Origin of the sequence: Stutzerimonas nitrititolerans, assembly GCF_003696285.1 — a bacterium.
GTDB lineage: Bacteria > Pseudomonadota > Gammaproteobacteria > Pseudomonadales > Pseudomonadaceae > Stutzerimonas > Stutzerimonas nitrititolerans.
In genome coordinates this window covers 355,408-371,564 of record NZ_RFFL01000002.1, presented here as the reverse complement: position 1 = coordinate 371,564, position 16,157 = coordinate 355,408, and the positions used below count along the sequence as shown (strand labels likewise).

Below are 16,157 nucleotides of genomic sequence, written 5' to 3'. Positions count from 1 at the left end.
CCTGGGGTGGGGCAGGAACGGCTGATTCTAATGCCGGCGGCGCGCCGGCGAAAGTATGGCCATCTGGCGCGCTGGTAGTGCGACCGCCGGGTCAGGCGTTGGGCAGCACCCGGCAGGTCAGGTTCTTGATGTAGCGGGTCTCGGGGATGGCCGGATGCACCGGATGGTCGGGACCCTGGCCGCCGCGCTCGAGCAGCAGGATGTTGCGGTCCAGATGCCGCGCGCTTTGCAGCAGGATGTTCTGCAGGTCGTCCTCGGGCAGGTGCATCGAACAGCTGGCACTGACCAGGATGCCGTCCTTGGTGAGCATGCGCATGGCCATCTCGTTGAGACGGCGGTAGGCGGCCTCGCCGTTCTTGAGGTCCTTCTTGCGCTTGATGAACGCCGGCGGATCGACCAGCACCACGTCGAAGCGCTCTTCGGCGTTCTTCAGCTCCTTCAACGCAGCGAACACGTCGCCCTCCACGCAGGCCACCTTCTCCGCCACGCCGTTCAGGGCGGCATTGCGTTCGACGCCGTCGAGGGCGAAGCCGGAGGCGTCCACGCACATCACTTCGCTGGCGCCGAACACGGCGGCCTGCACACCCCAGCCGCCGATGTAACTGAACAGATCCAGTACGCGCTTGCCCTTGACGTAGGGTGCCAGGCGCGCGCGATTCATGCGGTGGTCATAGAACCAGCCGGTTTTCTGGCCTTCCAGCACCGGCGCTTCGAACTTCACGCCGTTCTCCTCCAGCGCCACCCACTCGGGCACCACGCCGAAGGCGGTGTCGACGTAACGTTCCAGGCCCTCGGCATCGCGGGCGCTGGAGTCGTTCTTCCACAGCACGCCGCGTGGCTTGAGCACCTGCACCAGGGCTTCGAGCACGGCTTCCTTGTTGCGCTCCATGGTCGCCGAGGCCAGCTGCACCACCAGATGGTCGTGGAAGCGATCCACCACCAGGCCCGGCAGCAGGTCGGAGTCACCGTAGATCAGGCGGTAGCAGGGTTGCTCGAAGAGGCGCTCGCGCAGCGATAGCGCGACCTGGATGCGATGCACCAGCAGCGACTTGTCCAGGCTGTGCTTGAGGTCGCGCGACAGCAGGCGGGCGCAGATCAGGTTGTTCGGCGACACGCCGACGATGCCCAGCGGCTTACCGCCGGCCGCTTCGAGGATGGCCTGGTCGCCAGCGGCGAAGCCGGAAAGTGGCGTGGCGGCGGTGTCCACCTCGTTGCTGTAGACCCACAGATGACCGGCGCGCAGGCGGCGATCGGCATTGGCTTTGAGGCGCAGGCTGGGCAGGGTCATCGGTGGGCTCCGGCAAAGGGCGCGATTATAGGGGCAGCGGCCGATAAAAGCGCTGGAGGCTGGAAAGCTGGACGAGCACCGTGCAGATATTCGTCAAGCCTCAAGCCTCAAGCCTCAAGCGGCTCTTATACTGCCAATGCCTTGATCAGCGCCTCGCTGAACGCCGGAATATCGTCGGGCTTGCGGCTGCTGATCAGGTGACCGTCGACTACCACCTGTTCGTCGACCCATTCGGCGCCGGCATTCTTCAGGTCGTCGACCAGCGAAGGCCAGCTGGTCATGCGCTTGCCCTTGACCAGATCGGCCGAGACCAGCAGCCAGCCGCCGTGGCAGATCACGGCGATGGTCTTGTTCGCGCGGGCGGCGTCGCGCACCAGCTCCTGGGCCATCTCGTCGGTGCGGATGGTGTCGGCATTCACCACCCCGCCGGGCAGCAGCAGGGCGTCGTAGTCGTCCATGCGGGTGCTGTCGAAGGTGCGGTCGACCTGGAATTCGTCGGCCGGTGTGGTGTGGTTCCAGCCGCGCACCTTGCCCGATCTGGTCGAAACGAGTTCGGTCCTGGCGCCGGCTTTTTCCAGGGCTTCCCGGGGACCGGTCATCTCGACCTGCTCGAAGCCATCGGTCAGCAGGATTGCCACGCGCTTGCCTTGTAGGGAATTTGCCATCTGGGGCCTCCGAGGTGAGCTGAAGAATGGGGCGTTACTTGAAATCCGACCCTGATCTCGGCCAAAGTTCGATCTTCTTCGTAGTGGCGCCATGCCATTTCAAGCCGAGTCCGCCATGCCCGTTGAACTGACCGACGAACAGATCCGCCGCGTACTGCAAGGGATCAGCGTGCCGCCGCAACCGCAGATCATGGTCGATCTGCAGATGGAACAGGTCATGCCGGAGCCCGATCTGCGCAACATCGCGCGTCTGATCAGTCAGGACCCGGGGCTGTCCGGCGCCTTGCTGAAAACCGTCAACTCGTCGTTCTTCGGCCTGGCCAACCGCATCGCTTCCATCCGGCAGGCGGTGAACCTGCTGGGCTGCAATTCGGTGATCAATCTGATCAATGCCCAGTCGATCAAGGGTGAGCTGAGCGATGACGCGATCGTCACCCTCAATCGCTTCTGGGATACCGCCCAGGACGTCGCCATGGCCAGCCTGACCCTGGCCAAGCGCATCGGTTACCCGGCGCCGGACGAGGCCTATACGCTCGGGCTGTTCCACAACTGCGGCATCCCGCTGATGGTCAAGCGTTTCCCCGGCTACATGAGCGTGCTGGAGGAAGCCTATGGCAGCGCGAGCGCCGAGACCCGCGTCACCGATATCGAGAACCGCGCGCTCAATACCAACCATGCCGTGGTCGGCTACTTCACCGCCAAGTCATGGAACCTGCCGTTGCACCTGTGCGAGGCCATCGCCAATCACCACAACGCGCTCTCGCTGTTCAGCGACGATTCCGGGCGCGACGCCTCACTCAAGACGCTACTGGCCATTCTCAAGATGGCCGAGCACATCTGCGCCAGCCATAGAGTCATCGGTGACCAGGCCGAAGATCACGAATGGCAGGCGATTGCCCAACTGGTGCTCGAATACGTCGGGCTGTCGGAGTACGACTTCGTCTCGCTCAAGGAGAGCATCCGGGAGATGGGGGTGGGGTAGCCTGCAGCCGTAACCTCTCTCCGGCTTTCAGCCCATGCTAGGATTTCCGCTCTTTCCGTCGTACCTCTGATTCCCCATGCCTGAACTTCCCGAAGTCGAAACCACTCGCCGCGGTATCGAGCCGCATCTCATCGGCCAGCGTGTCAGCCGTGTGATCGTGCGTGAGCGGCGCCTGCGCTGGCCGATTCCGGAAGACCTGGACGTGCGCCTGTCAGGCCAGCGTATCGAGGCGGTCGAGCGGCGCGCCAAGTACCTGTTGATCAAGGCGCAGGCCGGCACGCTGATCGCGCATCTGGGCATGTCCGGCAGCCTGCGGCTGGTGGATGGCGAGCTGCCGGCGGAAAAGCACGAGCACGTCGATATCCTGCTGGAAACGGGCATGGCCCTGCGCTACACCGACCCACGCCGCTTCGGTGCGCTGCTCTGGAGCGAGGATCCGCTCAATCATGTGCTGCTCGCCAGCCTGGGTCCGGAGCCGCTGGGCGACGATTTCGATGGTGAGCGGCTGTTTCGCCTGTCGCGCGGGCGCAGCATGGCGATCAAGCCGTTCATCATGGACAACGCCGTGGTGGTGGGCGTCGGCAACATCTACGCCAGCGAAGCCCTGTTCGCCGCCGGCATCGATCCGCGTCGTGCCGCCGGGACCGTTTCCCGGGCACGCTACCTGAAGCTCGCCGAGGCGATCCGGCAGATTCTTGCCCAGGCCATCGAGTGCGGAGGCACCACCCTGCGCGATTTCGTCGGCGGCGACGGCAAGCCGGGCTACTTCCAGCAGGAACTGTTCGTCTATGGTCGTGGTGGGGAGTTCTGCAAGCGTTGCGGGGCAGGTCTGCGCGAGGTTCGCCTGGGGCAGCGGGCGAGCGTGTTCTGTGGTGGCTGTCAGCGCTGAGCAACACCGCAGGCATTGACGGCGTTCACGCTCGCGAGCGGGCGGGCACTGCTATAGTGGCCGCCACAACAATCATCGGCTTCGTTTCGCCCAGCTGAAGGACCACACCATGAAACTGTTTCGCTCTACTGCCGTTGTCTTGGCCCTGACCACTGGCCTGCTGGCGATGCCGGCACAGGCGCAGTCGGTGCAGCAGAACACCAGCGGTGATCCGATGTATACCGTCGAAGCGCCGAAAGCCTTCTCGATGGTAGGCGACCTGCTGATCGCGCGGCCGCTGCTGATCGCGGCGACTGTCATTGGCGCCGGTGTATTCGTCGTCAGCCTGCCGTTCAGCGCCATGGGCGGTGGCATCAAGGAAGCTGGCCAGGCCCTGGTGGTCGAGCCTGGCGCTGCCGCTTTCGCCCGTTGCCTGGGTTGCACCAGGGTCGGTTACAACCGCCAGGACTGATGGTCGAAACCCTGGCTCTTCCGGGGCCGAACCCGTTGGCGTAGGCTTCGCGACTCGATTGTCGATGCGAAGTCCGCGCCTTGAACAAACCTCTCGTAAAGCTCCTCCTGCCGGCGCTCGTCGTCGTCGCGCTGTCCTGGTCATTCTGGTCGAACGAGGGCTGGCTGCAGCTATGCGCCGGCCTGGCGCTGTTCCTGTTCGGCATGCAGTGCCTGGAGGAGGGGCTGCGCGACCTGGCCGGCAGCCACCTGGAACAGCTCCTGGCGCGCAGCACCGCGACGCCGTTCAAGGGCCTGCTGTTCGGCATGGGCGGCACCGTGCTGCTGCAATCGAGCACGCTGGTTTCGCTGCTGACCATCGCCTTCATCAGTACCGGGCTGATCAAGCTGGCCGGTGGCGTGGCCATTCTCCTCGGCGCCAACCTCGGCGCCACCAGCGGCATCTGGCTGCTGGCCATGGCCGGACAGAATCTCAGCCTGAGCCCCCTGGCGCTGCCGCTGCTGGTGTTCGGCGTGCTCGCCAGCTTCACGGGCGACAAGGGCAAGGCCGCCGGGCGCGTGGTGCTGGGCATCGCCTTCATCTTTCTCGGCATCGATCAGATCAAGGCGGGCTTTTCCAGCTTCGATGACGGCCTGAACATGACCGCCTGGCAGGCGGAAGGCGTGCTTGGCCAATTGACCTTCGTCGCCATCGGCATGCTCGCCACCGTCGTGCTGCAGTCCAGCCACGCCACCCTGATGCTGACGCTGGCAGCGCTGGCCGGTGGGCAGCTCGAACTGAGCCAGAGCCTGGCCATCGCCATCGGCGCGAATGTCGGCTCGAGCGTTACCACTGCCTTCGTCGGCTCGCTGGGTGGCAACCGCGGCGGTCAGCGGCTGGCGCTGGCGCATGTGTTGTTCAACGTGCTGACGGCGCTGGTGGCGCTGGTCCTGCTGCTGCCACTGGGCTGGCTGGTGCAATGGCTGGTGACACCCTTCGGCCTGGGCGACAACGCGCTGATCCAGCTGGCGCTGTTCCATACGCTGTTCAACGGCATGGGCGTGCTGCTGTTCTGGCCCTGGCAGCCACAACTGGTGCGGCAACTGGAGCGCTGGTTGCCGGATCGCGCCGAACCTCTGGTGCTGATCACCGAGCTGGCGACCGCCGAGCAGCCGGAGCCCCGCGCCCATGCGCGCTATCTCAGCGAGCGCGCGCTGGATTCGGCGGACTCGGCGGCCAGCGCCGTGGCGCAGGAACTGCTGCACCTCGAGCGGCTGAGCCTCGAAGTGATCTGCCACGCCCTTTTCATTCCCGTGGAGCAGCTGTTGCAGCAGGGCAAGCTGGACGAGGCCATCCTGCAGGCGCAGCCGAGCCCGCAGTCGCTGGATGCCGAGCAGCTGTACCAGCGCCATATCAAGGGGGTCTACGGTGATCTGCTGAGTTTCATGGGGCGCCTGGACACACCGCTGGACGAGGGCCAGCAGAGTTTCTGGCTGAGTTGCCAGGTGGCGGCGCTGCAACTGGTGGACGCGGTGAAGGACGCCAAGCACCTGCAGAAGAATCTCGGTCGTTATCTTCGCAAGGAGGCATCGCCGGTACGCGACGCCTACGTCCAGCTGCGGCGGCACCTGCTCGAGGCCCTGCGCGAAATGCGAGCGCTGAACCAGTCGGAACTGCCGGGCGAACTCTGGCGTGACCGCTTGTGCTGGCTGGATTCGCGTGCGGCGGATTTCGACGCGGCATTTCGCAAGCAGCTGTTCGAGGCCGTGCGTAATCGGCAGCTCGATGGGCTGCAGACCAGTTCGTTGATGAATGATCTGGGCTATGCCAGCCGCATCATTCAGAGCCTGCGCAACGCGTTGCTGCTGGGCGAGGGCCAGGAACTGACACGTCAGCTGCGGCAGACGGACGTGCGCGACGAACCTCTGATCCTGTAGCGAGGAAGGCCGTCGAGGTACTCGACGGCCTGGCAGGGATGGTCAGGCTTTACCGGTGATGATCAGGTACTTCTGCATCAGTTCGTCCTTGCTCTCGACATTGTTGGTGTCGAGCGGGATGCAGTCCACCGGGCAGACCTGCTGGCACTGGGGTTCGTCGTAGTGGCCGACGCATTCGGTGCAGAGGTTGGGGTCGATGACGTAGATTTCCTCGCCTTGGGAAATGGCGCTGTTCGGGCACTCGGGCTCGCAAACGTCGCAGTTGATGCAGTCATCGGTGATTATCAGGGACATCCAGCTAGCTCCAGCTGCGGTGTCTACCGCAGCGCAGGTAAAACGACGGGCCAATTTTGCCGCATTGGCCCGGTCGGTGCACGCGGTTGCCGCCAGCAGGTAGGTGGGTCAGCCCTTGGCGGCGTAGCGTTCGTTCAGCGCGCGCATCACCGAGGGGTGAACGAACTTGCTGACGTCGCCACCGAGTCGGGCGATCTCGCGCACCAGCGTCGAGGAAATATAGGAGAACTTCTCCGACGGGGTGAGGAACAGACTCTCCACGTCAGGAACCAGCTGGCGGTTCATGTTGGCCAGCTGGAACTCGTATTCGAAATCGGATACGGCGCGCAGCCCGCGCAGCAGCACGTTGGCCTTCTGTTCGGTGACGAAATGCGCCAGCAGGGTGGAAAAGCCCAGCACCTTGACGTTGGGCAGGTGCGCCGTGACTTCCTGTGCCAGCGCCACGCGCTGTTCGAGCGGGAACAACGGATTCTTGTTGGGACTGGCCGCGACGGCAATGATCACCTCGTCGAACAGGCGCGACGCGCGCTCGACCAGGTCGGTGTGGCCCATGGTGATCGGGTCGAAGGTTCCCGGATACAACACTCGATTCATCGCGGCGTCCTGACGCAGGCGTGGGGGTGTGGATGGTAGCGGCTCGGTATCGGCAGCGTAAAGCGACAATGCCCCGCGAGCCGAGTCGTGGCAAGCAAGTGATTTCCGCCCGCTACAGGCGCTCGGCCAACAGGCTGGCGAGTTTCGCCGCAAGGGCATAGATCGACAGCTGCGGATTGGCGCCGATGCTGGTGGGGAACAGCGAACCGTCGTGGATCGACAGGTTCTTCAGCTGATGGTGCCGGCCCAGGCTGTCGACGACCGCCCCGCGCGGGTCCTCGCCCATGGCGCAACCGCCCATCACGTGGGCGCTGCCGAGGCGTGCGCGATACAGTTCCAGGCTCAGCGTGTCGATCATCCGCCGCGCGGCGGCGGGGGTTTTCACGTAGTCGGCATCGCTGTGCAGCGGCAGCACGGCCCTGGCGCCGGCGGCGAACTGGATCTCGGCCATGCTGTGGTAGGCGCGGCGGATGCCGTCCCAGGTGTAGGCGGTCATGCGGTAGTCCAGCACCGGTGTGCCGTCGCCGCGCAACTGCACCCGGCCCTCGGCACTGTCGGGGTGGAAGCCGTCGCGCATCAGCGCCAGCATGGCGTTGGTATGGGGCAATTGCTCCATGCGCAGCGCGCTCTCGGCGCCGAAACCGCCCAGCAGGGTGGCCGCCAGTGCCGGGTGGATGGGCGGCACCTCCAGCTTGTAGGACATGCGCCCGCAAATGCCGTCGTTCCACTGGAACTGGTCGGAATAGATCGACTGCGGCGCGCCGTAGAAAGGGTTGATCACCTCGTCGAACTGCGCGGCGGAGAAGTTCACCAGGTGCAGGAAGGTGCGCTTGCCCAGGCGCTGGTGCGGGTCCGGCGCCTCCGAGCGCAGCAGGATCGCCGGCGTATTGATGCCGCCACCCGCGAGGATGTAGTGGCGGGCACGCACGCGAATTTTCCGCCCGTTGGGCGCGACGCAGCGCGAATCCATCCCCAGGCACTGCAGTTCGGTCACTCGGCCGTTGGCGATTTCCAGGCGCTCGGCACGGGCCAGGTAGAGCAGTTCGCCGCCATTTTCCAGTGTGGCGGGAATGCTGGTCACCAGCATCGACTGCTTGGCGTTGGTCGGGCAGCCCATGCCGCAGTAGCCGAGGTTCCAGCAGCCGCGCACGTTGCGCGGAATCACCGCCCAGCTGTAACCGAGCCTTGCGCAGCCGTCGCGGATCACCTGATTGTTGGCGTTGGGCGCCATGGCCCAAGGCTCGATGCCCAGGCGTTGCTCGATGCGTTCGAACCAGGGCGCCAGGTCCGCTTCGTCGTGGCCAGCCACTGCATGTTCCCGCGCCCAGTGTTCCAGCGTCGGTACGGGCGTGCGGAAGCTGGATGTCCAGTTCACCAGGGGCGAGCCGCCCACCGCACGGCCCTGGAGGATGGTGATGGCGCCGTCCTTGCTGGTGCGGCCGATGCCTTCCTGATAGAGCGAGGCGTAGGCGCGCGATTCCTGCATGTCGAAGTCGCGGCTGCTGCGCAGCGGACCTTCCTCGATCAGCAGCACCTTGAAGCCTGCCGCGCTGAGGATTTCCGCGCTGGTGGCGCCTCCGGCACCGCTGCCGACGATGGCGATATCGGCTTCCAGGGAGATGTCCCGGTCGAGCCGCGAGCCGTCATAGGTCGTCCAGCGCGCCAGGCCTTCGGCAATGGGGTCGATTACAGGCATCGGATTCTTCCTGGCAGGTGGTTTTTAACGGCTTGCTAGATGGGCGGCGGGCCGGGGTAACCACAGTGGCCCCAGGCTTCGGGGCAGCCGTACCAGGCCATCTGGATCATCTGCAACAGTGCTGCATGGCCTTGGCGCAGCAGCGCGAGAGCGCTGTTCTCCCAGCGCCGCAGGAAGGCCTCGACGGCTTCGTCGTCGGCTTGTTCCCAACTGCCCCAGATGCCTGTCAGCGGACCGCGCGTGACGGGCAGGGCGAGCAGGTGGAACAGCTGCGACACCTGGCGGTACAGCGCCGGCGAGACGTGGGTCAGGCCCTGATCGAGATTGTGCAGGGTGTCTTGCACGGCGGCGGGCATCTTCGCCTCGGGCACGGCGCCTTGCAGCACCACCTGCGTCACGCGGCGCAGCAGCGGCAGGTCGCTGTCGCGCAGCATGGTGAAGCCGTTGGCCGGCCCTTCGGCGCTGCACCCGGAGAGGCTGCCGAGCAGGCCCGCGGTGGCCAGGGTGGCGCTGCCGAACAGGCCGACCCTGAGCAGGTCGCGGCGGGAGAAGGCGTTCATCTCAGCGCACGAACAGCCTGTAGACCAGCTTCTGCAGCGCTTTGCCGTAGGGCGGGTAGATCATCCGCGCGGCATTGAAGCGTTGCTTGACGAACACGCCCTTGGCCTTGCTGAAGGTCAGGAAACCCTCGTGGCCGTGGTAATGCCCCATGCCGGAGGGACCGACGCCGCCGAAGGGCAGGTCATCCTGGGCGACGTGCAGCAGAGTGTCGTTGAGGCAGACGCCGCCGGAATGGGTGTTTTCCAGTACGGCCTGCTGCTCGGCCTTGTCGTAGCCGAAATAGTAGAGCGCCAGCGGTCGCGGGCGGGCGTTGACGTAGGCCAGGGCCTGCTGCAGGTCGTCATAGGGCACGACGGGCAGCAGCGGGCCGAAGATCTCGTCCTGCATCACCCGCATCTCGTCGGTCACGTTCAGCAGCAGGTGGTGCGGCATGCGCCGTGCCTGGCCCTTCTCGAACAGCGGCAGCAGACGCGCGCCTCGGGCCTGGGCATCGCCCAGATAGTCCTGCAGACGGGCGTACTGGCGCGGGTTGATGATCGAGGTGTAGTCCGGATTGTCGGCCAGCTGCGGATAGAAGCGCTGGATGACCTGGCGGTAGGCCTCGACGAAGCCTTCCAGGCGATCCTTGGGCACCAGCACGTAGTCGGGCGCGACGCAGGTCTGGCCGGCATTGAGCGTCTTGCCGAAGGCGATGCGCTCGGCGGCATCCTCCAGAGGCACGCCGGCCGAGACGATGGCCGGCGACTTGCCGCCCAACTCCAGGGTCACCGGCGTCAGGTTGTCCGCTGCGGCGCGCATCACCTGGCGGCCGATGCTGGTGCTGCCGGTGAATAACAGGTGATCGAAGGGCAGCCGCGAGAAGGCGATACCCACGTCCGCTTCGCCCAGCACGACGGCGACCTGATCCTCGGTGAATACCTGTGCCAGCAGATCCTTCAGCAACTGCCCGGTGGCAGGTGTGGATTCGCTCATCTTCAGCATCACCCGGTTGCCCGCTGCCAACGCACCGATCAGCGGGCCGATGGAGAGATAGAGCGGGTAGTTCCAGGGCACGATGATGCCGACCACGCCCAGCGGCTGGTACACCACCTTCGCACTGGCCGGCTGGAAGGCCAGCCCGACACTGCGCCGCGATGGCTTCATCCATTTGCGCAGGCGGCGCCTGGCGTAGTGGATGCCGTGCAGGCTGGGCATGATTTCCGCCAGCCGGGTCTCGTCCGCCGAGCGATTGCCGAAATCCGAGCTGATGGCCTCGATGATCGCCTGTTGATTACTAGCGAGCAGACGCTGCAGGGCGTCGAGCCATTGCAGGCGTGCTGCGGCATCCGGATAGGGAGCGGCCTGGAAGGCGCGGCGCTGGCGCTCTAGCAGCGGCTGCAGGCGTTCGATCTCGGAGTTCATCGGGTCCAGTTGGGCGGCGGTGGCTTGCATGGCGATGTTCCGGTGAGGGCGAGTGGTTGGATGGTTTTAGAGTCTTTGCTCTAGTCTGTCAATCGAGAGGCCGCCAGGGGTATCTTTGCGCTTGAGATCCACCATCACGGATTCCCGATGACTGCGAAACCCAAGACCCGCGAACGCATCCTTCAGGCCAGCCTGGAGCTGTTCAACAGCCAGGGCGAGCGCAGCGTGACCACCAACCACATCGCCGCGCACCTGGGCATCTCGCCGGGCAACCTCTACTACCACTTCCGCAACAAGCAGATGATCATCGCCGAGCTGTTCGCCACGTACGAGGCACAGGTGGATGACTTCCTGCGTCTGCCGCCGGCGCGCCCGCTGACCGTCGAGGACAAGGCCCTCTATCTCGAGGCGTTGCTGGCGGCCATGTGGCAGTTCCGTTTCCTGCATCGGGACCTGGAACATCTGCTGGCGGCCGACGCACAGCTGGCCGAGCGCTATGGGCAGTTCGCCCGTCGCAGCCTGGACAGCGCCCAGACGATCTACCGGGGCTTCGTCGAGGCGGGCGTGCTACGGATGAGCCCCGCGCAGATCGAGGCGCTGGCCATCAATGCCTGGATCATCCTGACGTCCTGGGTGCAGTTTCTCGGCACCGTGGGCGGCGCTGCCCCGGCACCGCTCAGCCAGGACCTGCTGCGGCGCGGCATCTTCCAGGTGCTGGCGCTGGAGCAGGGTTTCGTTGCGCCGGCCGCGCGACCAGAAGTGCAGCGCCTGCTCGAGCGGCTGCACGTGCCGCTGGCGCTGGGGTAGTTTCGTCAGCTGCCCTGCGACAGCCACTGCGGTATGCGCCGCTCCAGGTAGTAGCGCGGGCGGGTCGGGGAGCCTTCGACGAATCCGACATGGCCGCCGCTGCGGTGCAGCTCCAGCGTCGTGGTCGCCGAGAGCTCGGCCGTTTCGGGCACGCTGTGGCGGAACACGAAGGGATCGTCCTCGGCCTGGATCAGCAGGGTCGGGATGCGGATGTCCGGCAGGAAGTAGCGGCTGGAGGCGCGCCGATAATAGTCGCTGGCATCGCTGTAGCCATGCAGCGGTGCGGTGAAGCGACCGTCGAAATCCCAGAAGGTGCGCAGGCCCGTCAATGGCCCCAGGCGCTGCAGCGCCGAGAGGTGTTCGGTGGCGCCTTGGCGGGTGAACGACTGCTGCTTGTCCTTCACATAGGCCACCATCTCGCGCATGAAGTGCGCCTGATAGACGCGCGAGAAGCCGATGCCGATGCGGTCGGCGCACTGGTCCAGGCGGAACGGCACGGAGACCGCCACGGCCTTGTGCAGCGGCGTCGTGCCGCCGGCTTCGCCCAGGTACTTGAGCAGCACGTTGCCGCCCAGCGAATAACCCACCGCCTGCAGCGGAGCCATTGGTCGTGTGGCCTGCAGATGGGCGATGACTTCGGCCAGGTCGTCGCTGGCGCCGGAGTGATAGGCGCGCGGTAGCAGGTTCGGCTCGCCGGAGCAGCCGCGCCAGTTGATCGCGACGCTGGCCTGCGCGCGCGCGGCCAGCTGCGCCTGCAGGCCGAGTACGTAATGCGAGTGGGAGGAACCGGTCAGGCCGTGCAGGATCAGCACCAGCGGCGCCGTCGGGTCGTGCGGGCCATGCCAGTCGAGGTCGATGAAGTCGCCATCGGCCAGCCACAGGCGTTCACGCCGGCGCGCCAGCGGAGTGGTCCGCCGGCAGAAGGGATTCCACAGCGTCTGCAGATGACCGCCCGGCAGCCACCAGGCCGGTGCGAAAGCTCCGTCGGCGGCGGTACCGGGACGAGTAGGGGGATGCGTGGCGGTCATGCGCGGGCGCAGCAGGTAATAGTGACGGTCAGTCTGATCAGGCGTTGCGCTCCCATAGCGCGTAATGGACGTTGCCGGCCTTCTTTTCCCGGTGCAGTCGCCAGTTGCCGGGCAGGTCGAGGCTCGATGGCACGGCCTCGCTTTCGGTGTAGACCCAGGCGTGGTCGGCCAGCCAGCCCTTGCTTTCCAGCAGTTCGCAGGCCGGTTGCAGCAGGTTCTTGTTGAATGGCGGGTCGAGGAACACCAGGTCGAAAGGCGTCGGTGTCTGGGTGTCCAAGTAGCGCAGGGCGTCGCTCTGCAACAGCTGGCCCTGGCCACACTTGAGCGTATCCAGGTGCTTGCGCAGGCTGGCGATGGCGTTGGCGTTCAGGTCCAGCGCCAGCGCCATGCTGGCGCCGCGCGACAGCGCTTCCAGATAGAGCGCGCCGCTGCCGGTGAAGGCATCCAGCACCCGCGCCCCGGACATATAGGGTGCGAGCCAATTGAACAGCGTTTCGCGCACGCGATCCGGCGTCGGGCGCAGGCCTTCGGCGTCGGGAAAGGCGAAGCGCCGGCTGCGCCACTCGCCACCGATGATGCGCAGCTGGCCCTGGCCGCCGTGGGCGGAAGGGCGAATGGGTGGGTTGGCCATCAATGCTCCGGAACGCTGCTGGGTTGCTCGAGGGGCTTTTCGCTCGGTGGCGGCAATGGCTTCTGCTCGACCTCGGGGCCGGCGGTGACGATCACGAAGCCGTCCGCGCGCAGGTGCTCGTTCATCGCCACCTTGACGTCTTCGACCGACAGCGCCTGGACCTGTTGCATGAAATCTTCCAGGTAGGTCAGCGGCAGGTCGTAGAAGCCGATGCTGCCCAGCTGGCCGACGATATCGGCGTTGCTGGCGGTGGACAGCGGGAAGCTGCCGGCGATCTGCCGCTTGCTGCGCTCCAGCTCGGCCTCGGTCGGGCCTTTTTCGAGGAACTCACCCACCAGTTGCTGCACCAGTTGCAGGGTGGCGTCGCTCATGTTGGCGCGGGTCTGCAGGTTGATCATGAAGGGGCCGTTGGTCTGCATGGGGCTGAAGCCGGAGTAGACGCCATAGGTCAGCCCGCGTTTTTCACGCACCTCTTCCATCAACCGGGTGCCGAAACCGCCGCCGCCGAGAATCTGGTTGCCCAGGTAGAGCGCGGCATAGTCCGGGTGGCCTCGGGGAATGCCGAGCTGCGCCAGCAGCAGATGGGTCTGGTTGGACGGAAAGTCGATGTGCTCGTGCGTCGCGGCGGGCGCTTGTGGCACGGGCGGTGGCGGTAGCGCCGCGCCTTGCGGCAGTGCGGCGGAAACCTGCGCAGCGATCGCCTCGGCCTCTTCGCGGCTGAGGTCGCCGACCAGCGCGATCACCACGTTGCCGGCGGTGTAGGCCCTGGCATGGAAGTCGCGCAGCTGGGCGATGCCGATGCCGGGAATGGATTCGGACGTGCCTTCGCTGGGGTGGGCGTAGGGGTGGTTCTGGTACAGCTGCTCGAACAGCTCCAGGCTGGCCAGCTTGCCGGGGTTCTGCTTCTGGAACTCGAAGCCGGTCAGCACCTGGTTCCTGATGCGTTGCAGCGAATCTTCGGGAAAGCTCGGCTGGCCGACCACCTGGCTGAACAGCTGCAGCGCCGGTTCGCGCTTGTCCGCCGCGCTCAGGCTGCGCAGGCTGGCGATGGCCATGTCGCGGTAGGAGCCGTTGCCGAAATCGGCGCCCAGGCCTTCGAAGCCTTCGGCGATGGCGGTGACGTCCTTGCCCTCGATGCCTTCGTTGAGCATGGCGTTAGTCAGCATGGCCAGGCCGGGCGTGCCGCCATCCTGGCTGCTGCCGGCGGCGAAGGTCAGGCGCAAGTCGAACATCGGCAATTCATGGGCTTCGACGAAGAGCACCTTGGCGCCACCTTCGGTCTGCCAGCTCTGGATGTCCAGCTTGCGCCGCGGCAGGGGCTGGTCGTCCAGCTCGTCGAGCGACTCCAGGCGGGTTTCGTCCTGCGCCTTGGCAATGGCCTGGCCGGATTCGGCCGGTGTGGCGACATTCTTCGCGGGCGGGATGGAGGCGACCGTCTCGCCGGTCTCGCTGTCGCAGGCGGCCAGGCCGAAAGCGCAGAGCAGGGCCAGGCCGTACAGGCCGCGACGCAGCAGGTTGCGATCACTCATCGCCGGACTCCTCGGGCAGAACATGGGCAACGCTCAGGCGCGAGCGGGTGAAATAGGTGCGGGCGGCCTGCTGGATGTCCTCCGGCGTCACGGCCTCGAGGGCGGCGAGCTCCTCGTCCATCAGGCGCCAGGACAGGCCCACGGTTTCCAGCATGCCGATGGTGGTGGCCTGCTGGGTGATGGAGTCGCGCTCGTAGACCAGCCCGGCGATGACCTGGGCGCGAACCCGCTCGAGTTCTTCCGCGGTGGGGGCGGTCTGCTTGAGCTGTTCGAGCTGACTCCAGAGGCCGGCTTCCACCTCTTCGAGGGTACGACCCTTCTGCATATTGGGCGCCGCGCTGAGCACGAACAGGCTGTCGCCGCGGGCATAGGCGTTGTACCAGGCGGCGGCGCTGGTCACCAATTCCTCGCCGCGTTCCAGCTGCTGCGGCAGGCGCGCGCTGTAGCCGCCGTCGAGCAGTGCCGCGATCAGGCGCAGTGCATGGATCTGCCGCGGGTTGTCCGTCTCGGTCGCCAGGCTGGCCGTGTTGAACGCCATCATCAGGCTCGGTACCTGGGTGTTGAGGTGCAGGGTCAGGCGGCGCTCGCCGGGTTCGTCCAGTTCCAGCGGACGCTTGGCGCTGGGAACCGCGCGCTTTTCGATCGGGCCGAAATAATGTTCGGCCAGGCTGCGCACTTCCTCGGCCGTCACGTCGCCAACCACCACCAGGGTGGCGTTGTTGGGCGCGTACCAGGCCTGGTACCAGGCGCGCAGCTCCTCGATGGTCATGCGATCGAGGTCGTCCATCCAGCCGATCGTCGGCGTGTGGTAGCCGCTGGCCGGGTAGGCCATGGCCTTGAAGCGCTCGTAGGCGAGCGAGCTGGGCTTGTCGTCGGTGCGCAGCCGGCGCTCTTCCTTGATCACTTCGATCTCGCGGGCGAATTCGTCGGCCGGCAGCTTGAGGCTCGCCAGGCGGTCGGCTTCCAGCTCGAAGGCCACTGCCAGGCGATCGCGCGCCAGCACCTGGTAATAGGCGGTGTAGTCGTCGCTGGTGAAGGCGTTCTCCTCGGCGCCGAGCTCGCGCAGGATGCGCGAAGCCTCGCCGGCGCCGAGCTTGCGGCTGCCCTTGAACATCATGTGTTCCAGCGCGTGGGAAAGGCCGGTCTGCCCGGGCGTTTCGTAGCTGGAGCCGACCTTGTACCAGAGCTGGGACACCACCACGGGGGCGCGGTGGTCCTCGCGCACGATCACCTTGAGGCCGTTGTCCAGGAAGAATTCGTGGGTGGGTTGAATGTCGGCTGCGGTCACCAGTGGCAGGTATAGAGCGGCGAACAACAGGGCGGCGGCGCGTCGTAGCATCGGGGGCATAGTGAAAGACTCGTTCAGAAATGAATCCCGCCGTATGGTGCTGGCCGGCGGAAACACGCGGGGGCATGGTACTGGCG

General features: G+C 65.9%; 16 protein-coding genes. 5 read left to right on the top strand and 11 right to left on the bottom strand.

Going from position 1 to position 16,157, the window contains the following annotated elements:
* Positions 1–91: 91 nt before the first annotated feature.
* Positions 92–1,288 (bottom strand): class I SAM-dependent rRNA methyltransferase, encoded by a 1,197-nt coding sequence (locus tag EA795_RS03805; RefSeq protein WP_122075645.1) that lies wholly within the window; start codon positions 1,286–1,288, stop codon positions 92–94.
* A 125-nt stretch (positions 1,289–1,413) separates the two neighbouring features.
* On the bottom strand, positions 1,414–1,953 hold the full coding sequence (locus EA795_RS03800) for a type 1 glutamine amidotransferase domain-containing protein (protein ID WP_014851179.1): 540 nt from the start codon (positions 1,951–1,953) through the stop codon (positions 1,414–1,416).
* 115 nt (positions 1,954–2,068) lie between these two features.
* Between EA795_RS03800 and EA795_RS03795 the strand changes: the two genes are divergently transcribed.
* From EA795_RS03795 to EA795_RS03780, 4 genes are all read left to right on the top strand, one after another.
* Entirely contained in the window at positions 2,069–2,935 is an 867-nt protein-coding gene (locus EA795_RS03795) for an HDOD domain-containing protein (RefSeq protein WP_014851180.1), read from the top strand.
* A gap of 76 nt (positions 2,936–3,011) precedes the next feature.
* On the top strand, positions 3,012–3,824 hold the full coding sequence (gene mutM, locus EA795_RS03790; protein WP_122075642.1) for a bifunctional DNA-formamidopyrimidine glycosylase/DNA-(apurinic or apyrimidinic site) lyase: 813 nt from the start codon (positions 3,012–3,014) through the stop codon (positions 3,822–3,824).
* Between the two features lie 109 nt (positions 3,825–3,933).
* The gene (locus EA795_RS03785; protein ID WP_014851182.1) at positions 3,934–4,275 is read left to right on the top strand and encodes a hypothetical protein; all 342 of its coding nucleotides are present in this window, start codon (positions 3,934–3,936) and stop codon (positions 4,273–4,275) included.
* Between the two features lie 80 nt (positions 4,276–4,355).
* Positions 4,356–6,191 carry a Na/Pi cotransporter family protein gene (locus tag EA795_RS03780; protein ID WP_122075640.1) on the top strand — a complete coding sequence of 612 codons (1,836 nt, stop codon included), beginning with the start codon at positions 4,356–4,358 and terminating at the stop codon, positions 6,189–6,191.
* 42 nt (positions 6,192–6,233) lie between these two features.
* On the opposite strand, the gene EA795_RS03775 is transcribed toward EA795_RS03780, so the two are convergent.
* From EA795_RS03775 to EA795_RS03755, 5 genes are all read right to left on the bottom strand, one after another.
* Positions 6,234–6,485: a YfhL family 4Fe-4S dicluster ferredoxin gene (locus tag EA795_RS03775; RefSeq protein ID WP_014851184.1), complete on the bottom strand. Its 252-nt coding sequence runs from the start codon at positions 6,483–6,485 to the stop codon at positions 6,234–6,236.
* A 108-nt stretch (positions 6,486–6,593) separates the two neighbouring features.
* On the bottom strand, positions 6,594–7,079 hold the full coding sequence (gene coaD, locus EA795_RS03770) for a pantetheine-phosphate adenylyltransferase (protein WP_014851185.1): 486 nt from the start codon (positions 7,077–7,079) through the stop codon (positions 6,594–6,596).
* Between the two features lie 112 nt (positions 7,080–7,191).
* Positions 7,192–8,775 (bottom strand): GMC family oxidoreductase, encoded by a 1,584-nt coding sequence (locus EA795_RS03765; RefSeq protein WP_122075637.1) that lies wholly within the window; start codon positions 8,773–8,775, stop codon positions 7,192–7,194.
* Between the two features lie 35 nt (positions 8,776–8,810).
* Positions 8,811–9,335 carry a twin-arginine translocation pathway signal protein gene (locus tag EA795_RS03760; protein WP_122075635.1) on the bottom strand — a complete coding sequence of 175 codons (525 nt, stop codon included), beginning with the start codon at positions 9,333–9,335 and terminating at the stop codon, positions 8,811–8,813.
* Between the two features lies 1 nt (position 9,336).
* Positions 9,337–10,767 (bottom strand): coniferyl aldehyde dehydrogenase, encoded by a 1,431-nt coding sequence (locus EA795_RS03755; protein WP_205891465.1) that lies wholly within the window; start codon positions 10,765–10,767, stop codon positions 9,337–9,339.
* Positions 10,768–10,884: 117 nt separating this feature from the next.
* On the opposite strand from EA795_RS03755, the gene EA795_RS03750 reads away from it, so the two are divergent.
* Positions 10,885–11,544, top strand: a complete 660-nt coding sequence (locus tag EA795_RS03750; protein ID WP_122075633.1) for a TetR/AcrR family transcriptional regulator — start codon at positions 10,885–10,887, stop codon at positions 11,542–11,544.
* A 5-nt stretch (positions 11,545–11,549) separates the two neighbouring features.
* Here the strand turns inward: EA795_RS03750 and EA795_RS03745 are convergent, their stop codons facing one another.
* Genes EA795_RS03745 through EA795_RS03730 form a run of 4 tightly spaced genes read right to left on the bottom strand, consistent with a single transcriptional unit; the run spans position 11,550 to position 16,080 of the window.
* Positions 11,550–12,572 carry a hydrolase gene (locus EA795_RS03745; RefSeq protein ID WP_122075631.1) on the bottom strand — a complete coding sequence of 341 codons (1,023 nt, stop codon included), beginning with the start codon at positions 12,570–12,572 and terminating at the stop codon, positions 11,550–11,552.
* A gap of 37 nt (positions 12,573–12,609) precedes the next feature.
* A complete protein-coding gene (gene rsmD, locus EA795_RS03740; RefSeq protein WP_058078368.1) occupies positions 12,610–13,203 on the bottom strand; it encodes a 16S rRNA (guanine(966)-N(2))-methyltransferase RsmD in 594 nt (197 codons plus the stop codon).
* Positions 13,203–14,732 carry a M16 family metallopeptidase gene (locus EA795_RS03735; protein WP_058078367.1) on the bottom strand — a complete coding sequence of 510 codons (1,530 nt, stop codon included), beginning with the start codon at positions 14,730–14,732 and terminating at the stop codon, positions 13,203–13,205. The genes rsmD and EA795_RS03735 overlap by 1 nt, the downstream gene beginning before the upstream one ends.
* On the bottom strand, positions 14,725–16,080 hold the full coding sequence (locus EA795_RS03730; protein ID WP_122075628.1) for a M16 family metallopeptidase: 1,356 nt from the start codon (positions 16,078–16,080) through the stop codon (positions 14,725–14,727). Before EA795_RS03730 ends, EA795_RS03735 begins: the two co-directional genes overlap by 8 nt.
* Positions 16,081–16,157: the final 77 nt, after the last annotated feature.